The following is a 19,786-nucleotide window of genomic DNA, read 5'->3' on the forward strand; positions in this document are numbered from 1 at the left end:
ACCAGTAACTTAGGGCCTATGGCACGGATGAGCGGACCCGAACGACGTGCCCAGGTGCTGGCCATCGCCGCGGAGGAGTTCGCGGAACACGGGCTGCACGGGGCGTCGACGGAAGCGATCGCGAAGACGGCGGGGATCACGCAGGCCTACGTCTTCCGGATGTTCGCGACGAAGAAGGCCCTGTTCCTGGAGTTGGTCCAGGCCGCTTTCGAGCGGCTCAGCGACGCGATGCGAGACGCGGGCGAAAGGGAGACCGGGCTGAAGGCGCTCTCGGCGATGGGTGCGCAGTACTTCGACCTCCTGGCCGACCGGACCGGGTTGTTGTTGCAGCTCCAGGGCTTTGCCGCGTGCGGAGACCCGGAGGTGCGGGACGTGGTGCGGTCGTGTTTCGCGCGGATGTGGGACACCGCCGAGAACGGCACCGGGCTCGACCCGGTGACCGTGAAGACGTTCCTCGCTTTCGGAATGCTGCTGAACGCCGGCGCCGCGATGGACGTCGAGCAGGTCGACGCGCTCTGGGCCGAGGGGGTTCGCACCCGGATCCAGCCGGGCCTGTTCACGCACGTCACCACCGAGACGAACCGATGAGTGCCCCCGTCCGGCGGGACGGACGGCTGAGCGCCGCACTGGTGTGCACGGCGTTGGCGGGCGCCGTGATCGGCAGCGTCGGCGCGCCGCTGATCACCCCGGTCGCCACCGGGATGCACGTATCCCTCGACGCGGCGCAGTGGACGTTGACGGTGACGTTGTTCAGCGGCGCGATCGCGGGTCCGGTCCTAGGCAGGCTCGGCGGCGGCCCGTACCGCCGCACCACGATCCTGGTCACCCTGGCCCTGGTCATGGCCGGCGGGTTGCTGACGGTGCTCCCGCTTCCGTACGCGGCGTTGGTGATCGGACGCGGCCTGCAGGGGCTCGGGGTCGCGGCCGGGGCGCTGTTGATGAGCGTCGCCCGCGCGCATCTGCCGCCCGAGCGCTCGACCTCGACGATCGCCGCGCTGTCGGTCGCGTCGACCGTCGGCATCGGGGTCGGCTACCCGGTGGTCAGCCTCCTCGATCAGCTCGCGGGCCTGCGCGTCGCGTACGGATTCGGATTCCTCCTCTCGGCCGTCGCGTTCCTCATCGCCTGGCGGATGCTGCCTGCCGAGGCACCCGGCGAGCCGCCCCGGATCGATGTCCCCGGCACGCTGCTCCTCGCTCTCGGCACACTCGGCGTCCTCCTGCTCATCGCCGTGCCCTCGCTGTGGGCGACCGTGTGGGCCGCCGGTGGTCTCCTCGCCGGTACCGCCGCGGTCCTGGCCGTGTGGGCGTTCATCGAACTGCGCACGACCGAGCCGTTGGTGGATCTTCGGCTGCTCGGCCAAGGCCCCGTTCTCCGCGCGAACCTGGCGATTCTCGTCGCCGGGGCGGGTCTGTACCTGCTGTTCAGTCTCTTCACCCGCTACGTGCAGACACCTGCGGACGCCCAGTACGGATTCGCGCTTCCCGGTGTCGCCGCGGGCGCGGCGCTGATCCCGTTCTCGCTGCTCGGATTCGTTGCGGGAAAAGCGATTCCGCACGTCAACGAGCGGTGGACGTACCTGGTCTCGACCATGATCGCGGTGGCCAGTGCGCTGTTGTTCGCCGTCGGCAGTCAGTCGTTCGTTCTCGTCCTCGCCGCGATCGCCCTGCTCGGGTTCGCCGTCGGCGGCATCTTCGCGGTGATGCCCAAACTCGTGCTCGTCGGTGTGCCGCAAGGGGAAACAGCCAGTGTGCTCTCGATCAACCAGATCGCTCGCAGCATCGGGATGGCCGTGGGCAGCGCCCTCGCCGGTCTGCTGCTCGCCGCCGCCACTCCGGACGGCGCACTGCTCCCCACCCGGGACGGCTACCTCACGACAGCACTGTGGGCTCTGCCGCTGCTCGCCGCCAGCGCGGTCATCGTCTTCACGGACGCACGCGCTCCCACACGGACACGTGCTTGGTGCTCTCGGCGGTGAGGTCCGAACGGTCCCAGTCCGCCCAGCGGTACTTCAAGCGCATCCCGGCGATGCGGGCCATGAGGTCCATTTCAGCGGGCCACGCGTACCGGAAGGGTATGCGGCGGAATCGTCCCTCTCCCTCCGGCGACACCGTGACGTGGTTCGAAGTGAACTCCTGCCTGACGACGTCGTACTGATCGAACCCCACGTAGCCGGGCGCCATCGCGAACGGGACGATGTCCTGCCCTGGCGGCAAGCGGCGTAGATCCGGCAGGCCGACCTCGACGAGGAACAGCCCACCCAGCCGCAGATGCGCGGCCGCGTTGCGGAAGACGTCGACCTGACCGTCCTGGGTGGTCACGTTGCTGATCGTGTTGTACACCAGGTAGACCAGCGAAAATTCGCCCGCCATCCGGGTTTTCGTCATATCGCCGATCGTGACCTCGACCGCGTCGCCGCCCGGCTTGCCCGCGATCCGGTCCGCCATCGCCCGGCTCAATTCGAGGCCGCTCACCGGTACGCCGCGCGCCGCCAGCGGGATCGCGATCCTTCCGGTCCCGACTGCGAACTCGAGCACCGGACCGTCGGCCAGGTTCTCGAGGACGTCCACCGCGGGCGTCACCACTTCGGGCGCGTTCGCGCCGCCCGGCGCGTCATAGCCCGCGGCCACACTCTCGGGAAACCAGCCGTCCGCCGGGTCGTCTCCCGAATCCGTCTCACTGATCACGGTCGCCGACGCTACGCCCGCGACCGTGCGGTGTTCATTCCGTTTTCGGTGGCGTCAGCGCGACGCGGCCCGATAACGCAGCAGGACGATCCCCGACGCGAACGTCCGCTCCTCCGCCAGGCGAAGCTTCGGAACGCCGGTAGCCCCTTCGAACAGCCTGCGGCCTTCGCCGGCCACGACGGGATAGACGAACAGTCGGTACTCGTCGACGAGGCCCTCGGCGATGAGCGCCCGCACCAGCGAGATGCTGCCGGTCGTCACGATGTCCCTGCCTTCGGCGGCCTTCAGATTCTCGATCTCGGAACGCAGCTCACCGGAGAGCACCGTCGTGTTCTGCCACTCCGGCTCCGTCAGCGTGCTCGAGACCACGTACTTGTCCACTGAGTCGAGATAGGCCGAAATTCCCGTCTTGTCGCCGGTTTGCTTCGGCCAGTACCCGCGCATGTCTTCGAAGGTGACGCGTCCGAGGAGGAACGCGTCGGCGTTCTCACGTTGTTCTTCGAGGACGGCCAGGACGTCCGACCGGTCCACGTCCGGATCCGTGTCGCCCGGACGGAACCAGTCGCCCGCCAGCTCTATCACGCCGTCGATCGTGCAGTTCTCGGTGACGATCAGCTCCCGCATGGACCAGACCGTACCGCCGCCCTCCGACAAGAATGGACCGATGACCGAGCCGCCGGCCCATGGATCCGTCATCCTCCGCGAGTTCACCGAAGCCGACGTCGGGCTCGCCCTCGAACTCGGCGAAGATCCCTACATCCCGCTCATCGGCAGCCTTCCCGCGCATCCGAGCCGGCAGGAAGCCGAAGCGTGGGTGCGACGGCAGCAAAGCGGCCGAGCCGAAGGCCGCGGCTTTCCCTTCGTGATCGTCGCGGGCGGAACCGCGGTCGGCACGATCGGCCTCTGGCTGCGAAAGCTGTCCGAAGGCATCGGGATCGTGGGCTATTCGATCTCGCCCGAGCATCGGCGACGCGGTTTCGCGGCCGACGCCCTCGTGGCGATCACCGGGTTCGCCCGGACCGTGCCCGGCGTCGAGCGGATCGAGCTGTACATCGAGCCGTGGAACCGCGGCTCCCTCCGCGCGGCCGAGAAGGCGGGCTACCGGTGCGAAGGACTGCTGTCCGCTCATCACGAGATCGGCGGCGTCCCGAAGGACATGCTCCTCTACGCCTCGCCGTGAACCGCGCGCCTCGACGGGTACCACGTCTCGCCCGCGGGTTCCCCCGCCATGTTCCAGCTCCACGACACCTTCGGCGTCACGCGCGAATAGATGCCAGGGCCGACCGCTCCCACTCGTTCGATCGGGTCGTCGGCCTCGCCGTAGATCCGGATACCGCGGGCGATGAACGGGTCGAGGGAGGCCGTGTCGTCGACGACCAGGGCGACTTTGCGCCGCCCCGCACGGATGTTGCGGAACTTCCGAGTCGCGAGGACCGACGCGCCCACTCCGCCGACCCAGAAACAAGTGCCGTCGAACTCGAACGCCAGCGGCACGACATCAGGCTGTTCGCCGTCCTCCGAGAGGGTCGCGAAGCGGGCCAAAGGCTGCGAACGCAGGTATGCGATCTCCTCGTCTGTAAAGGTCATGGCGTCATCATCCCGCTCAAGCCGTGAGAATCCGGGCGCGGTTGAGAACCAGCATGTCGGTGACGAAGCAGGCCGGCCTGCCGTCGGCCGCCCGGCCGATCCAGGTCGGATAGCTGCCGTCGCCCCAGCCGGTGGTGAACGCGATGATGTTGCCGTCGGCTCCGTCCGGGGTGACGTCGACATACGGGTCCACCTCCTCGAACTTCTCCAGGAGGTCGTCGTCCATCTCCGCGGGGACGGCGGCCGCGTCGGCGAAGCAGCCCGTGCCGCTGTCCACGCCGTAGCCGTAGAACTCCCCGTCCCCGAGGAAAAGCGCGTTCTGCCCGGGCCAGAGCGCGGTTTCCCAGGTGACGACGGGAACATCGGCGACGACGAGTTTGGCGGCCGCGACCCGTTCGTGGGTGGGTTCGTCGACGAACCGGATCACGGAGACTGCGACCTGGTACTCGCCGGGAGGCACGGTGACCGTGAAGTGCTCCGCGTCCGCGTCCAGGAACGCCGGGTCCGCCGCGACGAGCCTGCCGCTGGGCATGCGGAGCTTCCCGGCGTCCCGGAGCTCGACCTCGACGAGGCCATGGTCGCCGCTCAGCGAGAAGCGCGTGCCCGCGGTGAACATCTCGTCCAAGCCGGAAGGGCGCAGCGGAACGGACGGCCGCCAGGGACGTTCGTCGACGGGCAGCGGCGGATCGGTGTCGGGAGCGTCGGGGGGCCGGAGGGTCAGCGGCCCCGAGTTCGCGAGAGGCTGCCAGTCACCGAAGGCGGGCTTCGGTGTGGTCAGCTCCGACACCTGCTTGCTCACCTGACCGCTGCTGGAGCCGCCGCCGTAACCCTGGGGCGCCTGGTGCATCCAGCCCTTGCCGTCCGGGCCGAAGGACATCTCCAGATGGCCGGCGCTCTTCTTGTCGAACTCTTCCTGGTCCTCGAACCGGTAGGTCCACTGCTCGACCTTCATGAGGAACAGCGCGCCGTCCTCCAGCACCCGGAACTCGAAGAAACCCCGGCGCCTGCCCAGCTCATCGAACAGCACCGTGCGGGCGAAGGAGTGCTTCCACGCGATTTCGAGCAGCACCAGCGGCATCTCGGTGCCCGGGCGCACCAAGGCGACGGCGTATTGCTCTCCGGCGGCGTCGCGTCCGCGTGCGGTGCCGGACGAGAGCCTCCCGATCACCGCGCGGGCGGCCGGATCCCAGCCTTCGCAATAGACGACGTCCAGCAAGGTCCCCTCAGACATGGAGCGGAACCTAGCGGTAACTCCCGACAAAACCCAGGGCTATTCACGGATCGCGTAGTCGCCGAACGCCGGTTCCAGCAACTCGAAAGCCCGCTGTGTCGCCTTCGTCAGCGCTTCGGCGATCTCGTCGTTGCTCTCGCCCGCGTGCGAGCGCCGGAGGACCTCGCGGAAGAGGACGCGGTCGATCGCGTTGAGCTCGGCGGCCGCCATGACCGGGGTGACGTCGTCCGCGTCCGCTCCGGTCTCGCTCGCGAGCAGTTCGGCGAGCGCCGCTTCCCGCAGTTCGTGCAGTTCACGCAGCCGGGCGGTCAGAGTCGGGCTCTCCAGCACCATTTTGGCGAAGACCGGCCCGGTGAAGCCGATCACCGGCGAGTGCTCGGCCACCGCGTCCAGGAAGGTGCGTCGTAGCGCGGCCAACGCCGACTCACCCGGCTTCCGGTCCCGGACGGCGTTCGCCAGCCCGTTCGTGAACTCCTCGTGCTGGTCGAGCGCCAGGTCCTCCTTGCGCGCGAAGTAGTTCGTGACGGTCTTCTTCGCCACTCTCGCCGCCGCTGCGATCTCGGCGATCGTCGTCTCCTCGAAGCCCTTCTCGATGAAGAGCAGCGTCGCCTGGTCGGAGATCAGCTGTCGTGTCTCCTGCTTCTTGAGCTCCCGCAAACCCACATCAGTGCTGGTCATGAGCGAAGTTTACCACCGTCGTAAAAATATCCTTGACTTACGCTGCGTCGGATGTAAACTTACGTCCGTACTACCAAGCAGCAAGAGATGAGGCTCCTTGACCGCTCGAATCCCCCAAGGCAACGAAGGCATCAACCGCGCCCAGGTCCGTCGGAACGACCGCCGCCACCAGCAGCCGTTCCCGGGCCGCTCGATGCCGGTGCGCCGCTCGATCGGCGTCCCGCGCCGCCGGTCGTACTGACCGGCCCGCTTCTCCGAAACCCACCGCCGACCCGAAGGGGATAGCCCATGAACGTCCTTGCCTCCACCGTCTCGCTGACCGTCGACGACGTCGCCGCTTCCAGCCGTTTCTTCACCGAGCACTTCGGTTTCAGTGAGCAGATGGCCGCGGAGGGATTCGTCTCCCTCGGGCACGAAACCGCGAAGGTGACCATCGTCCTGCTTCGGGCGGGGATCGAGGTCCTGCCGGAGAACCTGCGGCAGCAGCGCGCGTCCGGGGTGATCGTGGCCTTCACGGTCGAGAACCTCGAAGCCGAGGAGAAGCGCTTGCGCGACGAAGGTGTCGAGATTACGTTGCCGCTACGGGAAGAGCCGTGGGGAGAGCGCCTCCTCATGGTCACCGACCCGAACGGCGTACCCGTGGAACTCGTGGAATGGGTGCAGCGGTAAGGAATGCTCGTCTCTCGGTGAGACGCAGCGGGGCTTGGTCCACAGTGGACCAAGCCCCGCTTTTCCGTGTCCGGGGCTACTTCATCGTCGCGAGCTGGATCAGGTTGCCGCAGGTGTCGTCGAAGACGGCGGTGACCACCGGCCCCATGTCGACAGCGTCCTGCGTGAACTGGACCCCCAGGCCTTTGAGTCGGTCGACCTCGGCGTACACGTCGTCGACGGCGAACTGGGTGAACGGGATGCCGTCGTCGGTCAGTGCCTTCTTGAACGGCTTCGCCGCGGGGTGGCCATCCGGTTCCAACAGCAGCTCGACACCGTCGGGATTGGCGGGGGAGACCACGGTGAGCCAGCGGGCGTCGCCGGTGGGCACGTCGTGTTTCTTGATGAAACCCAGCTTTTCGGTGTAGAACTCCAGCGCCTTGGCCTGGTCGTCGACGAAGACGCTGGTGATGTTGATCCGGATCACGGGTTCGGTTCCTCTCGGTCGATGGGCCACCGCTCGACGATCGACCGCAACGGGCTCGTGTCGATGTGGTGGAACTTGTAGCGGCCCTGCCGCCGGGTGTGCACCAGGCCCGCCTGTTCGAGCATCGCGAGATGTTGCGAGATGGCCTGTCGTGACGAGGCCAGGCCGTGTTTCATGGTCAGCCTGCCGCAGATCTCGAACAGTGTCTGACCGTCCTTTTCGGTCAGCTCGTCCAGGATGGTGCGCCGCGTCGCGTCGCCGATCGCCTTGAACAGGTCGCCGTCCACGCCTCAGTTATAGGCAAGCGGTCACTTGCCTGTCAATTCGGCGCTCAGGAACCGAGGTACCGCAGGATCGCGAGGACGCGACGGCTGTACCCGGCGGTGCTGGCCAGTCCGAGCTTGTCGAAGATGGCGTTCACGTGCTTCTCGACGGCGCTCAGTGACACGAACAGTGACTCGGCGATCCCGGCGTTCGTGTGGCCCTGCGCCATTTTCTCCAGCACTTCACGCTCGCGGACGGTCAGTTTCGCGAGCGGATCGGTATGCGTGGTCCGCGCGAGCAGCCGCCGGACGACCTCCGGATCGAACGCCGCCCCGCCCGCGGCGACCCGGTCGAGCGCGTCCAGGAATTCGCCCACCTGGGCGACCCTGTCCTTCAGGAGATAGCCGACGCGCTCACCGTCGCCGGTGATCAACTCGGTGGCGTAGCGCTTCTCGACGTACTGCGAGAGCACCAGCACTCCGATCTCCGGCCAGCGCTTCCGGATCTCGAGCGCCGCGCGAAGACCCTCGTCGGTGTGGGTCGGCGGCATGCGGACGTCGGTGACGATCACGTCCGGCCGATAGGCGGCCGTCGTCGAGAGGAGCGCGTCGCCGTCGCCCACCGACGCCACGACCTCGTGCCCCTCCTCGACCAGCAGCCGGACCAGCCCCTCGCGCAGCAGGGTCGAGTCCTCGGCGAGGATCACGCGCACGGCAGCACCGCCGTCACCACGGTCGGCCCGCCGGGCGGACTGTCCACGGTGAACTGCCCGTCCGCGGCCGCGACGCGCATCGCGAGGCCGGAAAGACCGCCGCCGGACTCCCTCGCCCCGCCCGTGCCGTCATCGGTGATCCGTACCCGCACCCTGTCCCCGTCCCGTTCGGCCTCGATGTCGATCCGCGTCGCCGCGGCGTGCTTGATCGTATTGGTGACCGCTTCGGACGCGACGAAGTAGACGACGGTCTCGATGGCCGCCGGTGGCCGTTCCGGCAGGTCGACCCGGAGGTGGACCGGTATCCCCGAGCGTTCCGCGAGCGCTTCCAGCGCGGGGTGCAGCCCGTCGGAGTCCAGCGCGATCGGATACACCCGCCACGAGACCTCGCGCAGGTCGACGAGGGCGCGCTGGGACTCCTCGTGCGCCTGCCGCAGCAGATCCGACGCGCGCTTCGGGTCGGTGGCCCGCCGTGCCCGGCCGAGCAGCATCCCGAGCGCGACGAGCCGCTGCTGGACGCCGTCGTGCAGGTCCCGTTCGATCCGGCGGCGCTCGCCGTTGACCGCTTCGACCACCTCGGCCCGGCTGGTCGCGAGTTCGGAGACCCGGCGGCGCAGCTGTTCCTTCTTGCTGGGCCCGAAAAAGTACCTCGCCAGCTTGCCGTCCAGCGTCGCGGCCCCGATGAGCCCTTGCAAGGAAAGGAAAACGAGCAGCGCGCCGAAGAGCAGGGTGGTGACCGGGTCGTACCAATCGGCCGGGGCGTCACCGCCGGGCGACCTGCCGTCGAGGAGCTGATACCCGATGATCAGGCCGGATCCGGCACCCAGCAGGATCAGGCCGAAGATCCCGGCGCTGAGCAACCCGATGACGCACCGCGGGACCAGGTAGGCCATCGCGCGGCGTCCGGAGTAATCCGTCGCGTTCTCCTCGCCGAAGTACTTCTCCAGCCGTTGTCGCTCCATTTCGGACAGTGTGCGGGCGCCGGAGAAGACGGGCCGCCGCAACGCGGGAACCGCGAGCGCGATGCCGCCGAAAAGCACGTAGAAGAACTCCGCGACCCCGGTCGTGGCGCCGATCGCCAGGCCCAGCGTGCCGCGGAGCATCTTGCGCAGGTAGCGGCGCATCGCTGCCGGAACAGGCATAGCGCCAGGTTAGCGGGGTATCCGAAGGTCGGTATTGAGGTTTTCCGCAGTGATCTGTGCCGCTTCACCCCAGGGTGCGGAACCCGCGTGATTCGTACGTTCGTTGGCAACTGCAGACGACCACGAAAGGCCGCCATGAACCTCCTGCTCGCCCAAACCGCCAGCGAACCGATGGGAGGACTCGCCGGCTGGGCGGTGTCACTGATGGACGCGCTGGGCGGTCCGGGCGCCGCGATCATCGTCGGCCTGGACAACCTGTTCCCGCCGATCCCCAGCGAACTGGTGCTCCCGCTCGCCGGGTTCTCCGCCAGCCAGGGCACGTTCACCCTCGTGGAAGCGCTGGTGTGGACGACCTTCGGCTCGGTCGCGGGCGCCATCATCGTGTACTACCTCGGCCTCCTGCTCGGCCGAGACCGCACGCGCCGCTGGATGGCGAAGATCCCGCTGGTCAAGACGTCCGACTTCGACAAGACCGAGGCCTGGTTCCAGAAACACGGCACCAAGGCGGTGTTCTTCGGCAGGATGGTGCCGATCTTCCGCAGCCTCATCTCGCTGCCCGCCGGGATCGAGCGCATGCCGTTCTGGCGGTTCCTGGCCCTGACCACGCTGGGCAGCCTGATCTGGAACACGGTGTTCGTGCTGGCGGGCTACGGCCTCGGGGAGAGCTGGCACCTGGTCGAGGAGTACGCCGGGTTCTTCCAGTACTTCGTGATCGCCGCCGTCGGGGTCGCGCTGACCCTCTTCGTGGTGAACCGCCTGCGTGAGAAGAACCGCACCAACGCCTGAGCCGGTGGCGGGGCGCCCGGCCGGGCGCCCCGCACGCGGTGTCAGAGCCTGTTGGCGGAGCTGAGGATGGACTCGGAGAAGGGACACAACGCGTGAACCCGCCCGGCCGAAGGCCCCGCTATCGCGGTGGCAGGGCGCCCTTGCCTGTCAACGGGAGAGGGTTGATCAGGTCGCCCTGCCGACGTCGATCGCGGTGCGGGTTCACCAACAGGCACTCAGGAACGGAAGGGGCCGGTCACCTCGTAGGTGATCCCGCCGGAGGACGAACCGGAGGTGCCGCGTTGCGACGAGAAGTACAGCCGGTTCCCCGCCGGCGTGAACGCGGGGCCACAGATCTCCGACGAGCTCTGGCCGTTGATCCGCAGGAACGGCGCCACGATGTCGTTCGGCGTGATGATGCAGATCTCCATGTTGCCGCCGTCTTCGGCGACGAACAGGTCACCCGAAGAGGTGCCGGTGACGTTGTCGACGCCGGTCAGCGGCGCCGAGCCGGGGCTGACCAGCGAGTCGTCGTAGGCCAGCTCGTAGGTGTTGTTCGTCAGGTTGAGCTGCCAGACGCGGTTGTCGCCCTTGGTGGTGAACCACGCGGTGTCGTTGGCGTAGTGCAGGCCTTCGCCGCCGGAGAACCGCTTCGCGCCGGACACCTGGTTGCGGGTGGCGGTGGGGGAGCCGTCGGGGTCGGGCACGTTCGCCCAGGTGAAGCTGCCCGAGGTCGCCGTGCCCGCCTTCAGTACCTGCAGCGTTCCGGCGGAGAGGTTGCCCCAGGTCGTCGGGACGAAGCGATAGAAGCAGCCGTCCGAGGTGTCCTCGGTCAGGTAGACGACCTTGCGCACCGGGTCGGCCGCCGCGGCCTCGTGCTTGAACTTACCCATCGCGGGCCGCTGGACGGCGGCCGTGGCCGGACCGTTCGGCTGGCACTCGTAGACGAACCCGAGGTCGATCTCCTCACAGGAAAGCCAGGTGTTCCAAGGAGTCTTGCCGCCCGCGCAGTTCTGGCGCGTATTCGCCAGGATGCGATGGGCGCCGGTGATGTTCCCGCTCGCGTCGAATTTGACCGCGCTCGCCCCGCCGCCGGGCGTGATCTCCGAATTCGACACGTAGATCCAGCCGCTGCCGTCGGCGAACACCGCGCCGCCGTCCGGGGCGCTGTGCCAGGTGTAGCCGGTGTTCGCGACCTTCTGGCCGGACCTCGCGATGACGCGGCTGGTGAATCCCGCCGGCAGCTGGATCCCGTTCGCGTCGGCCGCCTGGAGCGCGCCGTACGGGCTGGGTCCGTTCTGGGCGGGCGCGGCGAGGGCCGCCCCCGAGAGCCGGTTTCCGAACGCCGTGACACCGGCGCCGACCACGGCCGCGCGCAGGAAATTCCGTCGCTTCACTCATGCCTCCGAGACATCCGCTGATGTGGTGGTGCGGGAAGGAGCGGGTCGGAGAGTACGGGCGGAACGGGACTTCCGGGTGAATTCGCGGCATATTCACCGCGACGAGGCGACTTTCGTAGGGAACCCTCGCTCAACACTATTTCCTTGGCTTTGCGGAGACCCGGCGCGTCGGTGCCCCCGCGTTGTGCGGCGATTTCCAGTGCGACGAGTATCCGGTCGATCGGCGCGCATCCGCCATTGCGGTGGTGGCGACGTCCGATCAGGTGACGCCAGTCGGCGAGATACTCGTCGATTCCCGGCTCTCCGGGAACCGCCCGGAGCAGGGCGTGCAGCAGAATCCTCATCTGGTTTTCGTTGCCGGGCAAGGTGTTCCGGGCCAGCATGTCGGCCAAGGTGCTGCGGGACCAGCCGGTCGCGGTGGCCAGCGTGCGGATGCTGAGGCCGCTTCGGTCGCGAAGTTCGCGCAGTCGCGCCATGAACTCCGATTCGGTGTTCATCGGGGTGCCCTTGCGGGCACGGGGTGACGGAGAACGGCGCCGAACAGGGCGATGGCGATGCCCGCGGCGATCGAGGCACTGGTGCCGGCGAAGGTCAGTGCCGCGGTGAAACCGGTGAGAATGCTCAGACAGACGATCTGACCGGCCGAAACGCACCTGCGCCTCGGCCGCAACGGGGAAAGAATTCCTTGACTCATGACCTTGCCCTCTCAAGGATCACGCACCCCGGCTGAGTGACACGCAATACACGTTATCAAAACGTGATAGGGAGTTTAAGGTGAGGTAATGTCCGGGTTCGTCCGGATCTCGGAAAGCCGAAAGCCCCGGATCCTGGGCAGGATCCGGGGCTTCGGCCTCGCGCCGTTACGCCGCTTGGGCGACCGGAGCCGTCGCCGGGGCCAGCGCGATGTCCAGGACGTCGCGGACGTTCGCCACGGCGTGGACGTCCAGCTGTGCCAGCACTTCGGCCGGGACATCGTCCAGATCGGGTTCGTTGCGCTGTGGGATGATCACCGTCTTCATCCCCGCCCGGTGCGCGGCCAGCAGCTTCTGCTTGACCCCGCCGATCGGCAGCACGCGCCCGGTCAGCGACACCTCACCGGTCATCGCGACGTCCGACTTCACGACCCGGCCCGAAAGCAGGGACGCCAGCGCGGTCGTCATCGTGATGCCGGCGCTCGGTCCGTCCTTGGGCACCGCGCCCGCGGGGACGTGCACGTGGATGCCGCGGTCCTTCAGGTCGCCGACCGGCAGTTCCAGCTCGGCGCCGCGCGAGCGCAGGTACGACAACGCGATCTGCACCGACTCCTTCATCACGTCACCCAGCTGACCGGTCAGCGACAGCCCGGTCGAGCCCGACTCCGGATCCGCCAGCGACGCCTCGATGTAGAGGACGTCACCGCCGGCGCCGGTCACGGCCAGCCCGGTCGCCACGCCCGGGGTCGACGTTCGCTGTGTCGACGCGGGCAGCGAGGACTCCGGCAGGTGCCGAGGACGGCCGAGGTAGGTCTCGAGCCCGTCGGCGTCGATCGTCAGCGGCAGCTCGACCTCGTCGAGGGCGACCTTGGTCGCCACCTTCCGCAGCACCTTCGCGATGGTCCGGTTCGCGTTGCGCACCCCGGCTTCCCGCGTGTACTCGGCGGCGATGCGGCTGAACGCGCCGTCGGTCAGCGTGACGTCGTCCTTGCCGAGGCCGGCGCGCTCCAGCTCGCGGGGGAGCAGGTGGTCGCGGGCGATCGTCACCTTCTCGTGCTCGGTGTAGCCGTCGAGGGTGACCAGCTCCATCCGGTCCAGCAGCGGGCCGGGGATGGTCTCGAGCGCGTTCGCCGTCGCCAGGAACACGACGTCGGACAGGTCGAGCTCGACCTCGAGGTAGTGGTCGCGGAAGGTGTGGTTCTGCTCCGGGTCCAGCACCTCCAGCAACGCGGCCGTCGGGTCGCCGCGGTAGTCGGCGCCGACCTTGTCGATCTCGTCGAGCAGCACGACCGGGTTCATCGAGCCCGCTTCCTTGATGGCGCGGACGATCCGGCCGGGCAGCGCGCCGACGTAGGTGCGGCGGTGACCGCGGATCTCGGCCTCGTCGCGGATGCCGCCGAGCGCGACCCGGACGAACTTGCGGCCCATCGCCTTCGCCACGGACTCGCCGAGCGACGTCTTGCCGACTCCGGGAGGACCGGCGAGCGCCAGCACCGCGCCCGAACGCCGTCCGCCGACCGGGCCGAGTCCGGACTCCGCGCGACGTTTGCGCACGGCCAGGTACTCGATGATGCGTTCCTTCACGTCGTCGAGACCGGCGTGGTCGGCGTCGAGGATGTCGCGCGCCGCGGCGATGTCGTGGACGTCGGTGGTGCGCTCGTTCCACGGCAGTTCGAGGACCGTGTCCAGCCACGTGCGGATCCAGCCGCCCTCCGGGGACTGGTCCGAGGTCCGCTCCAGTTTGTCCACTTCGGACAGTGCGGCCTTCTTGACCGCGTCCGGCAGCTCGGCGGCCTCGACGCGGGCGCGGTAGTCGTCGTCGTTGGCGGTGCCGTCGAGCTCGCCCAGCTCCTTGCGGATCGCTTCGAGCTGGCGGCGCAGCAGGAACTCCTTCTGCTGCTTCTCCATGCCCTCCTGGACGTCCTTGCGGATGGTGTCGGTCACCTCGAGCTCGGCCAGCTGCTCGCGGCTCCATTCGAGGGCCTTCTCCAGTCGCGTGGAGACATCGAGCGTGGTCAGCAGTTCGAGCTTCTGCTCGGTCTTGAGGTAGGACGAGTTGCCTGCCAGGTCGGCGACCGCGGACGGGTCTTCGACCTCCTGGACGGCGTCGATCATCTGCCAGCCGCCGCGCTGCTGGAGGATCGCGATGACGACGGACTTGTACTCGGACGCGAGTTTCGCGGCGTTGTCGTCGGTGGTCTCGGTGGCGACCTCGGCGTGCACCCAGCGGGCGGCGCCGGGTCCGTCGGCGATGCGGCCGACGACGGCGCGGCGGGTGCCGCGCAGCAACACCGCGGTCTTGCCGCCGGGCACGCGCCCGATGCGCTCGACGGTCGCGATGGTGCCGAGTTCGGCGTACTCGCCGTGGACTCGGGGGACGATCAGCACTTCGGCCTTCGTGGCGGCGCTGGACCGGATCCCCGGGAAGGAAGCCTGGGCAGGCGCGTTGGCCTGGGCGGACTCCACCGCGGCGCGCGTCTCCGTGTCGGCGAGGTCGAGCGGGACGATCATGCCCGGCAGCACGACGTCGTCATCGAGCGGGAGGACGGGCAGGAGGCGGGTGTCGGTCATCTGTGCACTCCTCGGTTAGTTGAGTCTGCCTAGCTCAACTCTCCGATCGACCCGTTTGTTTCCTTTCCGCGTTCGCCGTCAGCGATCACCCACTCCTCCGACCTCTAATGCCCAAAGCGTCGCGTTTAGCCTGCTAAACGCGACGCGTTGGGATCAAAGGTCGGATGTCAGGGGTGGACGGCGACCCCGCACCAGGCGAACGGCCGGGCGCCTTCTTCGTCCCGCCGCAGCTCCCGCACCGGCCGCCAGTCGGGCAGGTGGACGACGCCGGGTTCCAGCAGCGGCCAGTCCCCGAAGAGCGGCTCGATCTCTTCGCGATCCCGCATCCACACGGGGTTGCTCGTCTTCCGGTACTGCTCGACCATCCAGTGGAGCCCGTCCGCGTCCTCGCCCGTCTGGCCACCGAAGCTCATGTGCGACAGCCCCAGCCAGCTACCCGGCGCCAGCGCGTTCCGGTAGGTCGCGACCAGCGCGGGCGGATCGTCGTGCGGCCCGGCGAAATGCAGGACGGCCATCATCATCAGGCACACCGGCTGGTCGAAATCGATCAGCCGCAGGGTCTCCGGATGACGCAGGACGTCCTTCGGCCGCCGCATGTCCGCCTGGACGATCCCGGCCCAGTCGGTCGCCTCGTGCCGTTCGAGGATCAGCTCCGCGTGCGCCACCGCCACCGGCTCGTAGTCGACGTACACCACCTTCGCGGTGTCGCCCGGCTCCAGCTCCTCCTGGACGATCTCGTGCACGTTCCCGGCGGTCGGGACACCGGAACCCAGGTCGATGAACTGCCGGATCCCCGCGTTCAGCGCCGCGCGCACGACACGGTTCATGAACTCGCGGTTGTGCCGCGCGCCCGGTTTGACCCACCGCCACTGCTTTTCCAGCGCGCGGGCGAACTCGCGGTCGACCGCCCAGTTGTGGGTCCCGCCGAGGAACCAGTCGTAGATCCTCGCCGCGGACGGCTTTTCGGTGTCGACCCCGGTCGGCGCCACCGGGGCCGCGTCATCGTCCCTCTTCACGAAATGAGCCTATCGGGATCAGGGCACCGCGGGTCGGCGCTGCCAGTACGTCCAGAGCGGCCGGTAGCCCTGCGCGTACCAGAACGGCGTCGATCGTGGGTTGGCCAGCGCGTGGTGCAGCAGCACGGCTTCGGTGCCGCATTCGTCGAAGACCTGGTGCGCGTGCGCGGCGAGCGCCGTCCCCACCCCGCTCGAGCGCGCCGGTTCGGCCACCGCGAGCGACGACAGGTAGCCGACCTTCTCCGCCGCGACCCGGCCGCCGATCCACGCCGTCTCACCGGGGAACTGCACCCGCACCATGCCCAGCGGACGTCCGTACAGCTCGGCGATCCACAATGTCGGATTTTCCCGGCCCAGATGTTTCGACAGCTCCGCCGTGATCGTTTCCTCCGCGCCCTCGCGCAAAGTGACAGAACCGAACTGCGCGTCATAACGCTGCAATTCCAGTTCGAGTCCGACGGCGGTTTCGAGATCATCCGCTTCGGCGGGCCGGATGTGCACTCCGGGAGTGGCGGGCGGCCCCGTCACGGCGAGCCGGTCGGCCGGGCGGACCGCGATCACCAGCACCGGCGCGAAGCCGCGGCGCAGCAATTCGGCCGAGCCGGGGGAGTCCCGGCTGGGCCGCACCACGGTCGCCGCGGTCTCGACATCCCCAGGTGGGGCGACGGTCTTCAGATGTTCATCCCATCGGGTGAGTAATGCGTCAAGGGCAGCTTCCGGGCGAGGGCCGGTGAGCCGCGCTTCGAGGCGATGCTCGACGAGCGCCCGCCACGGAGAGTCAACAGAATCGGGGCGCGTCTCGGTCCGTACCGACAATCCGGCGGCGGCCGACTCGCCTGCCGTCGCGGAGAGTGACACGGAGCCTTCGACAGGCTCCAGTGCAGGCATTTCGGGGAGCAGGGCGTCCACGGTGGCGAGCCGCTCGGCGTGCCCGGCGGCGATGGCGTGGCTATTCATAGGGCTATTCAAGCCCCTACTGATGGGTCCGCCGGGAACTTCACGAGATTGGCCGGGGCGTGGCGCCAGGTGACTTCCGGTAGTCGGAAGGAACGCGAATAACGCTCCCATTTCACCCCTTGGTCCACGCAGGTCAGCGCGACGCGCCCATTGTTAACCCTGGGGTGATCTCATACTGTCTCGAATGGGACTCGGGTACGCCCTCCGGGGTACTGTATTGCCCTCGTCCCCGAGGTCGCGGTAGGACAAGACCGGTTGGGCAGCCGGGAAGGAAGGTCGGATGCCGGACACGAACGGCAGGCCCGGGAGCGCCGCACAGGCGCCGGCGGGCAAGGGAGGCGCCGTTACGGAGGCTCGTACCGACGAGCGACGGTTCCGCGTCTACACCTTCGCGGTACTCACCATGGGCATCGCCGCCGCGGCCGCGGTCAGCCTCTGGCTGGACTTCGAGGCTTCGGACGACCTGTTGTGGATCGGGCCGATCCTCGCGCTCGCGTTCCTCCTCGCCGAACAGCTCGGCATCAACGTCGACGTCCGCAGCGGTATCTCGTGGACGATCTCGTTCACCGAGATCCCGCTGGTCATCGGCTTCTTCGTCGCTCCCTTCGAAGTCGTGCTCGCCGCCCACCTCGCGGCGGGCATCGGGACATTGCTGGCCCGCAAGGTCGCGGGCCGCGTGCTCTACAACGCCGGCGCCTTCCTGCTGGAGATCACCGGCGCGTTCGCCGTGGCAGGGCTGGTGAAACAGGCCTCCGGCGCCCACGACATGACCTGGATCGCCGCGCTGGCGGGCACTCTGACCGCGCCGCTGGTCAGCACGCTGCTCGCGCTCGCCGCCGTCCGCGTGCTGCGCCGCCGCATGCGGGTCAGCACCGCGATCCGCTTGACCGGCCGCATCCTCGTCGTCGGCTTCGTCAACGCTTCGGTCGGCCTTTCCGGATATTTGGTCATTTCCGGGACGCCGAAGGCCTGGCCGCTCGTGCTGGCGGTGTTCCTCGGGCTCACCGCTTTGTACTGGGCGTACTCCGACCTGCTCCGCGAGCAGCGCGACATGGAAGCGCTGTCCGACGTCAGCCTGATGGTCGCGCGATCCGGTCAACAGGCCGCCGCGCGGCCCGCCGGGCGAGCCGACGAACTCGTCGGCGGTGTCGACGTCCGCGAATGGGCGACCATCGCCGAACGCATCAAGGACCAGCTCGCCGCCGGCCGGGTCGTGCTCAGGCTCCGGCTGGAACCGAAGGACACCATGCGGATGGTCGTCGCGGGCGACGAACTGCCACCCGTCGACCCGGCCGCCGACGACCCGCTGCTGCGCCTGCCCGGCGCGCACGTCCGGCACTTCCGGATCACCGAAGCCAATCCCGACGTCCGCTCCGCGTTGCTCGACCGTGGCGCGCAGGAGGCGCTGGTCGTCCCGTTGCGCAGCGCGAACCAGCTCCTCGGCGTCGTCGAAGCGCACGACAGGCTGTCCCGCTGGCGCGGGTTCGGCAAGTACGACGTCCAGCTGCTCGGCACGATGGCCAGCCACCTCGCGACGTCGCTGGACAACCGGCGCCTGCTCGCGACCCTGCGCCACGACGCCTACCACGATCCGCTGACCGGCCTGCTCAACCGGCCGGGCTTCCGCCAGGTCGCCAAGGAACCGTTGCGGGAACAGGCCAACGCGGTCGTGCTCCGGATCGACCTCGACGTCTTCTCCACCGTCAGCGACGCCCTCGGCTACGTCTGGGCCGACCGGATGGTCATCGCCGCGGGCCGCCGGATCCGCGACGCGCTCGGCCCCGACGTCCCGCTCGCCAGGCTCGAAGGCGCGTCCTTCGCGGCGCTCCTTGTCGGCTGCGCGCCGGAACGCGCCCAGGCCTCCGCGGAACTGCTGCGCGCGGAACTCGTCGCCCCGTATCCGGTGGACCGGCTTTCCGTCGAAGCCAACGCGATGATCGGCTACGCCACTTCGTCGGCGGAAGACGACGAACAGGTCGACGTCGACGGGCTCCTGCAGCGCGCCGACGTCGCCGTCCGCGCGACCAAGGGCGGCGAAGAGGTCCGCGGCTACATGGCCAGCATGGGCCAGATCTTCATGCGCCGGTTCCAAATGGTCACGCAGTTCCGGCAGTCGCTGGAAGAAGGCCAGCTGAGCGTCCACTACCAGCCGAAGATCACCTTGCCGAACCGGCAGATCCAAGGCGTCGAGGCGCTCGTGCGCTGGGTGCATCCGGAGTTCGGCAGGCTCGGCCCCGACGAGTTCGTCCCGGCGATCGAAGCGGCCGGCCTCATCGGCGTCCTGACGTCGTTCGTGCTCGAAGAGTCGTTGAAGCGCGTGCGCAAGTGGCTCGACGAGGGTCTGCGCATCTCCGCCGCGGTGAACCTGTCGGTCCGGAACCTGGCCGACGAGGACTTCCCGACGAAGGTCGCGCGCGAACTCGACCGTTTCGGCATCCCGCCCGAGCTGCTCACCTTCGAGCTGACCGAGTCCGGTGTGATGTCCGACCCGCAGAAGGCACTGCCGATCCTGCGGGAGCTGCACTCCCTGGGCATCGTGCTCGCCGTCGACGACTTCGGCACCGGCTACTCGTCCCTGGCGTACCTGCGGCAGCTCCCGGTCGACCAGGTCAAGATCGACAAGAGCTTCGTCCTCGGCATGGGCACCGACCTCGGCGACCTCGCCGTCGTGCGCTCCATCGTCGAACTGGGCCATTCGCTCGGCCTCACGGTCGTGGCGGAGGGTGTCGAGGAAGACGTCGCGCGGGATCAGCTCGAGGCGATGGGGTGTGACGTGGCGCAGGGCTACCTCATCTCGCGGCCGCTGCCGGAGGACCGCCTGGAGGCGTGGCTGCAGGCCCGCACGGCACGCTCGCCGGGGCGGCACTCCGAGACCGTCCTGACCCTGCTGACCTGAGGTTTTGCGGTAAGGGGACCCCCCTGAAATCGGGGTCCTCCGAAGTTGGTAATCT

General features: G+C 68.5%; 22 protein-coding genes. 7 read left to right on the top strand and 15 right to left on the bottom strand.

The window, feature by feature from the left end:
- The first annotated feature begins 18 nt into the window (after positions 1-18).
- Both AC0685_RS08030 and AC0685_RS08035 read left to right on the top strand, forming a co-directional pair.
- Entirely contained in the window at positions 19-588 is a 570-nt protein-coding gene (locus AC0685_RS08030; protein WP_478224924.1) for a TetR/AcrR family transcriptional regulator, read from the top strand.
- On the top strand, positions 585-1,976 hold the full coding sequence (locus tag AC0685_RS08035; RefSeq protein WP_478224925.1) for an MFS transporter: 1,392 nt from the start codon (positions 585-587) through the stop codon (positions 1,974-1,976). Before AC0685_RS08030 ends, AC0685_RS08035 begins: the two co-directional genes overlap by 4 nt.
- Here AC0685_RS08035 and AC0685_RS08040 read toward each other — a convergent pair.
- Both AC0685_RS08040 and AC0685_RS08045 read right to left on the bottom strand, forming a co-directional pair.
- Positions 1,924-2,685 (bottom strand): methyltransferase domain-containing protein, encoded by a 762-nt coding sequence (locus AC0685_RS08040; protein WP_478224926.1) that lies wholly within the window; start codon positions 2,683-2,685, stop codon positions 1,924-1,926. The genes AC0685_RS08035 and AC0685_RS08040 overlap by 53 nt on opposite strands.
- 54 nt (positions 2,686-2,739) lie before the next feature.
- The gene (locus tag AC0685_RS08045; RefSeq protein ID WP_478224927.1) at positions 2,740-3,309 is read right to left on the bottom strand and encodes a dihydrofolate reductase family protein; all 570 of its coding nucleotides are present in this window, start codon (positions 3,307-3,309) and stop codon (positions 2,740-2,742) included.
- A gap of 40 nt (positions 3,310-3,349) precedes the next feature.
- On the opposite strand from AC0685_RS08045, the gene AC0685_RS08050 reads away from it, so the two are divergent.
- Positions 3,350-3,865, top strand: a complete 516-nt coding sequence (locus AC0685_RS08050; protein ID WP_478224928.1) for a GNAT family N-acetyltransferase — start codon at positions 3,350-3,352, stop codon at positions 3,863-3,865.
- Here the strand turns inward: AC0685_RS08050 and AC0685_RS08055 are convergent.
- Genes AC0685_RS08055 through AC0685_RS08065 form a run of 3 tightly spaced genes read right to left on the bottom strand, consistent with a single transcriptional unit; the run spans position 3,850 to position 6,181 of the window.
- A complete protein-coding gene (locus AC0685_RS08055; RefSeq protein WP_478224929.1) occupies positions 3,850-4,272 on the bottom strand; it encodes a PPOX class F420-dependent oxidoreductase in 423 nt (140 codons plus the stop codon). The two genes, AC0685_RS08050 and AC0685_RS08055, sit on opposite strands and share 16 nt — an antisense overlap.
- 16 nt (positions 4,273-4,288) lie before the next feature.
- The gene (locus tag AC0685_RS08060) at positions 4,289-5,503 is read right to left on the bottom strand and encodes a DUF4241 domain-containing protein (protein ID WP_478224930.1); all 1,215 of its coding nucleotides are present in this window, start codon (positions 5,501-5,503) and stop codon (positions 4,289-4,291) included.
- 39 nt (positions 5,504-5,542) lie between these two features.
- Positions 5,543-6,181 (bottom strand): TetR/AcrR family transcriptional regulator, encoded by a 639-nt coding sequence (locus tag AC0685_RS08065; protein WP_478224931.1) that lies wholly within the window; start codon positions 6,179-6,181, stop codon positions 5,543-5,545.
- 97 nt (positions 6,182-6,278) lie between these two features.
- Between AC0685_RS08065 and AC0685_RS08070 the strand changes: the two genes are divergently transcribed.
- The gene (locus AC0685_RS08070; RefSeq protein ID WP_478224932.1) at positions 6,279-6,422 is read left to right on the top strand and encodes a hypothetical protein; all 144 of its coding nucleotides are present in this window, start codon (positions 6,279-6,281) and stop codon (positions 6,420-6,422) included.
- 47 nt (positions 6,423-6,469) lie between these two features.
- Positions 6,470-6,850 (top strand): VOC family protein, encoded by a 381-nt coding sequence (locus AC0685_RS08075; protein WP_478224933.1) that lies wholly within the window; start codon positions 6,470-6,472, stop codon positions 6,848-6,850.
- 76 nt (positions 6,851-6,926) lie between these two features.
- Here the strand turns inward: AC0685_RS08075 and AC0685_RS08080 are convergent, their stop codons facing one another.
- The 4 genes from AC0685_RS08080 to AC0685_RS08095 are packed head-to-tail and all read right to left on the bottom strand — an operon-like array spanning position 6,927 to position 9,434.
- Positions 6,927-7,316, bottom strand: a complete 390-nt coding sequence (locus AC0685_RS08080) for a VOC family protein (RefSeq protein WP_340684793.1) — start codon at positions 7,314-7,316, stop codon at positions 6,927-6,929.
- Positions 7,313-7,603: an ArsR/SmtB family transcription factor gene (locus AC0685_RS08085; protein WP_005152025.1), complete on the bottom strand. Its 291-nt coding sequence runs from the start codon at positions 7,601-7,603 to the stop codon at positions 7,313-7,315. Before AC0685_RS08085 ends, AC0685_RS08080 begins: the two co-directional genes overlap by 4 nt.
- A gap of 44 nt (positions 7,604-7,647) precedes the next feature.
- Positions 7,648-8,292, bottom strand: coding sequence for a response regulator (locus AC0685_RS08090; RefSeq protein ID WP_478224934.1), 645 nt, complete (start codon positions 8,290-8,292; stop codon positions 7,648-7,650).
- Complete coding sequence (locus AC0685_RS08095) at positions 8,283-9,434, bottom strand: sensor histidine kinase (RefSeq protein WP_478224935.1); 1,152 nt, start codon at positions 9,432-9,434, stop codon at positions 8,283-8,285. The genes AC0685_RS08090 and AC0685_RS08095 overlap by 10 nt, the downstream gene beginning before the upstream one ends.
- 135 nt (positions 9,435-9,569) lie before the next feature.
- Between AC0685_RS08095 and AC0685_RS08100 the strand changes: the two genes are divergently transcribed.
- Positions 9,570-10,220, top strand: a complete 651-nt coding sequence (locus AC0685_RS08100; protein ID WP_219146160.1) for a DedA family protein — start codon at positions 9,570-9,572, stop codon at positions 10,218-10,220.
- Positions 10,221-10,435: 215 nt separating this feature from the next.
- Here the strand turns inward: AC0685_RS08100 and AC0685_RS08105 are convergent, their stop codons facing one another.
- The 6 genes from AC0685_RS08105 to AC0685_RS08130 form a co-directional block, all read right to left on the bottom strand.
- Positions 10,436-11,596 (bottom strand): alkaline phosphatase PhoX, encoded by a 1,161-nt coding sequence (locus tag AC0685_RS08105; protein WP_478224936.1) that lies wholly within the window; start codon positions 11,594-11,596, stop codon positions 10,436-10,438.
- Entirely contained in the window at positions 11,593-12,075 is a 483-nt protein-coding gene (locus AC0685_RS08110) for a helix-turn-helix domain-containing protein (protein WP_478224937.1), read from the bottom strand. The genes AC0685_RS08105 and AC0685_RS08110 overlap by 4 nt, the downstream gene beginning before the upstream one ends.
- 17 nt (positions 12,076-12,092) lie before the next feature.
- Positions 12,093-12,293: a hypothetical protein gene (locus tag AC0685_RS08115; RefSeq protein WP_478224938.1), complete on the bottom strand. Its 201-nt coding sequence runs from the start codon at positions 12,291-12,293 to the stop codon at positions 12,093-12,095.
- 166 nt (positions 12,294-12,459) lie between these two features.
- Entirely contained in the window at positions 12,460-14,862 is a 2,403-nt protein-coding gene (gene lon, locus AC0685_RS08120; RefSeq protein ID WP_478224939.1) for an endopeptidase La, read from the bottom strand.
- A gap of 167 nt (positions 14,863-15,029) precedes the next feature.
- Positions 15,030-15,878 (bottom strand): SAM-dependent methyltransferase, encoded by an 849-nt coding sequence (locus AC0685_RS08125; RefSeq protein WP_478224940.1) that lies wholly within the window; start codon positions 15,876-15,878, stop codon positions 15,030-15,032.
- Between the two features lie 18 nt (positions 15,879-15,896).
- The gene (locus AC0685_RS08130) at positions 15,897-16,835 is read right to left on the bottom strand and encodes a GNAT family N-acetyltransferase (protein ID WP_478224941.1); all 939 of its coding nucleotides are present in this window, start codon (positions 16,833-16,835) and stop codon (positions 15,897-15,899) included.
- A gap of 280 nt (positions 16,836-17,115) precedes the next feature.
- On the opposite strand from AC0685_RS08130, the gene AC0685_RS08135 reads away from it, so the two are divergent.
- Positions 17,116-19,731 (top strand): putative bifunctional diguanylate cyclase/phosphodiesterase, encoded by a 2,616-nt coding sequence (locus AC0685_RS08135; RefSeq protein WP_478224942.1) that lies wholly within the window; start codon positions 17,116-17,118, stop codon positions 19,729-19,731.
- Positions 19,732-19,786: the final 55 nt, after the last annotated feature.

The organism is Amycolatopsis sp. NPDC043889, assembly GCF_056435645.1.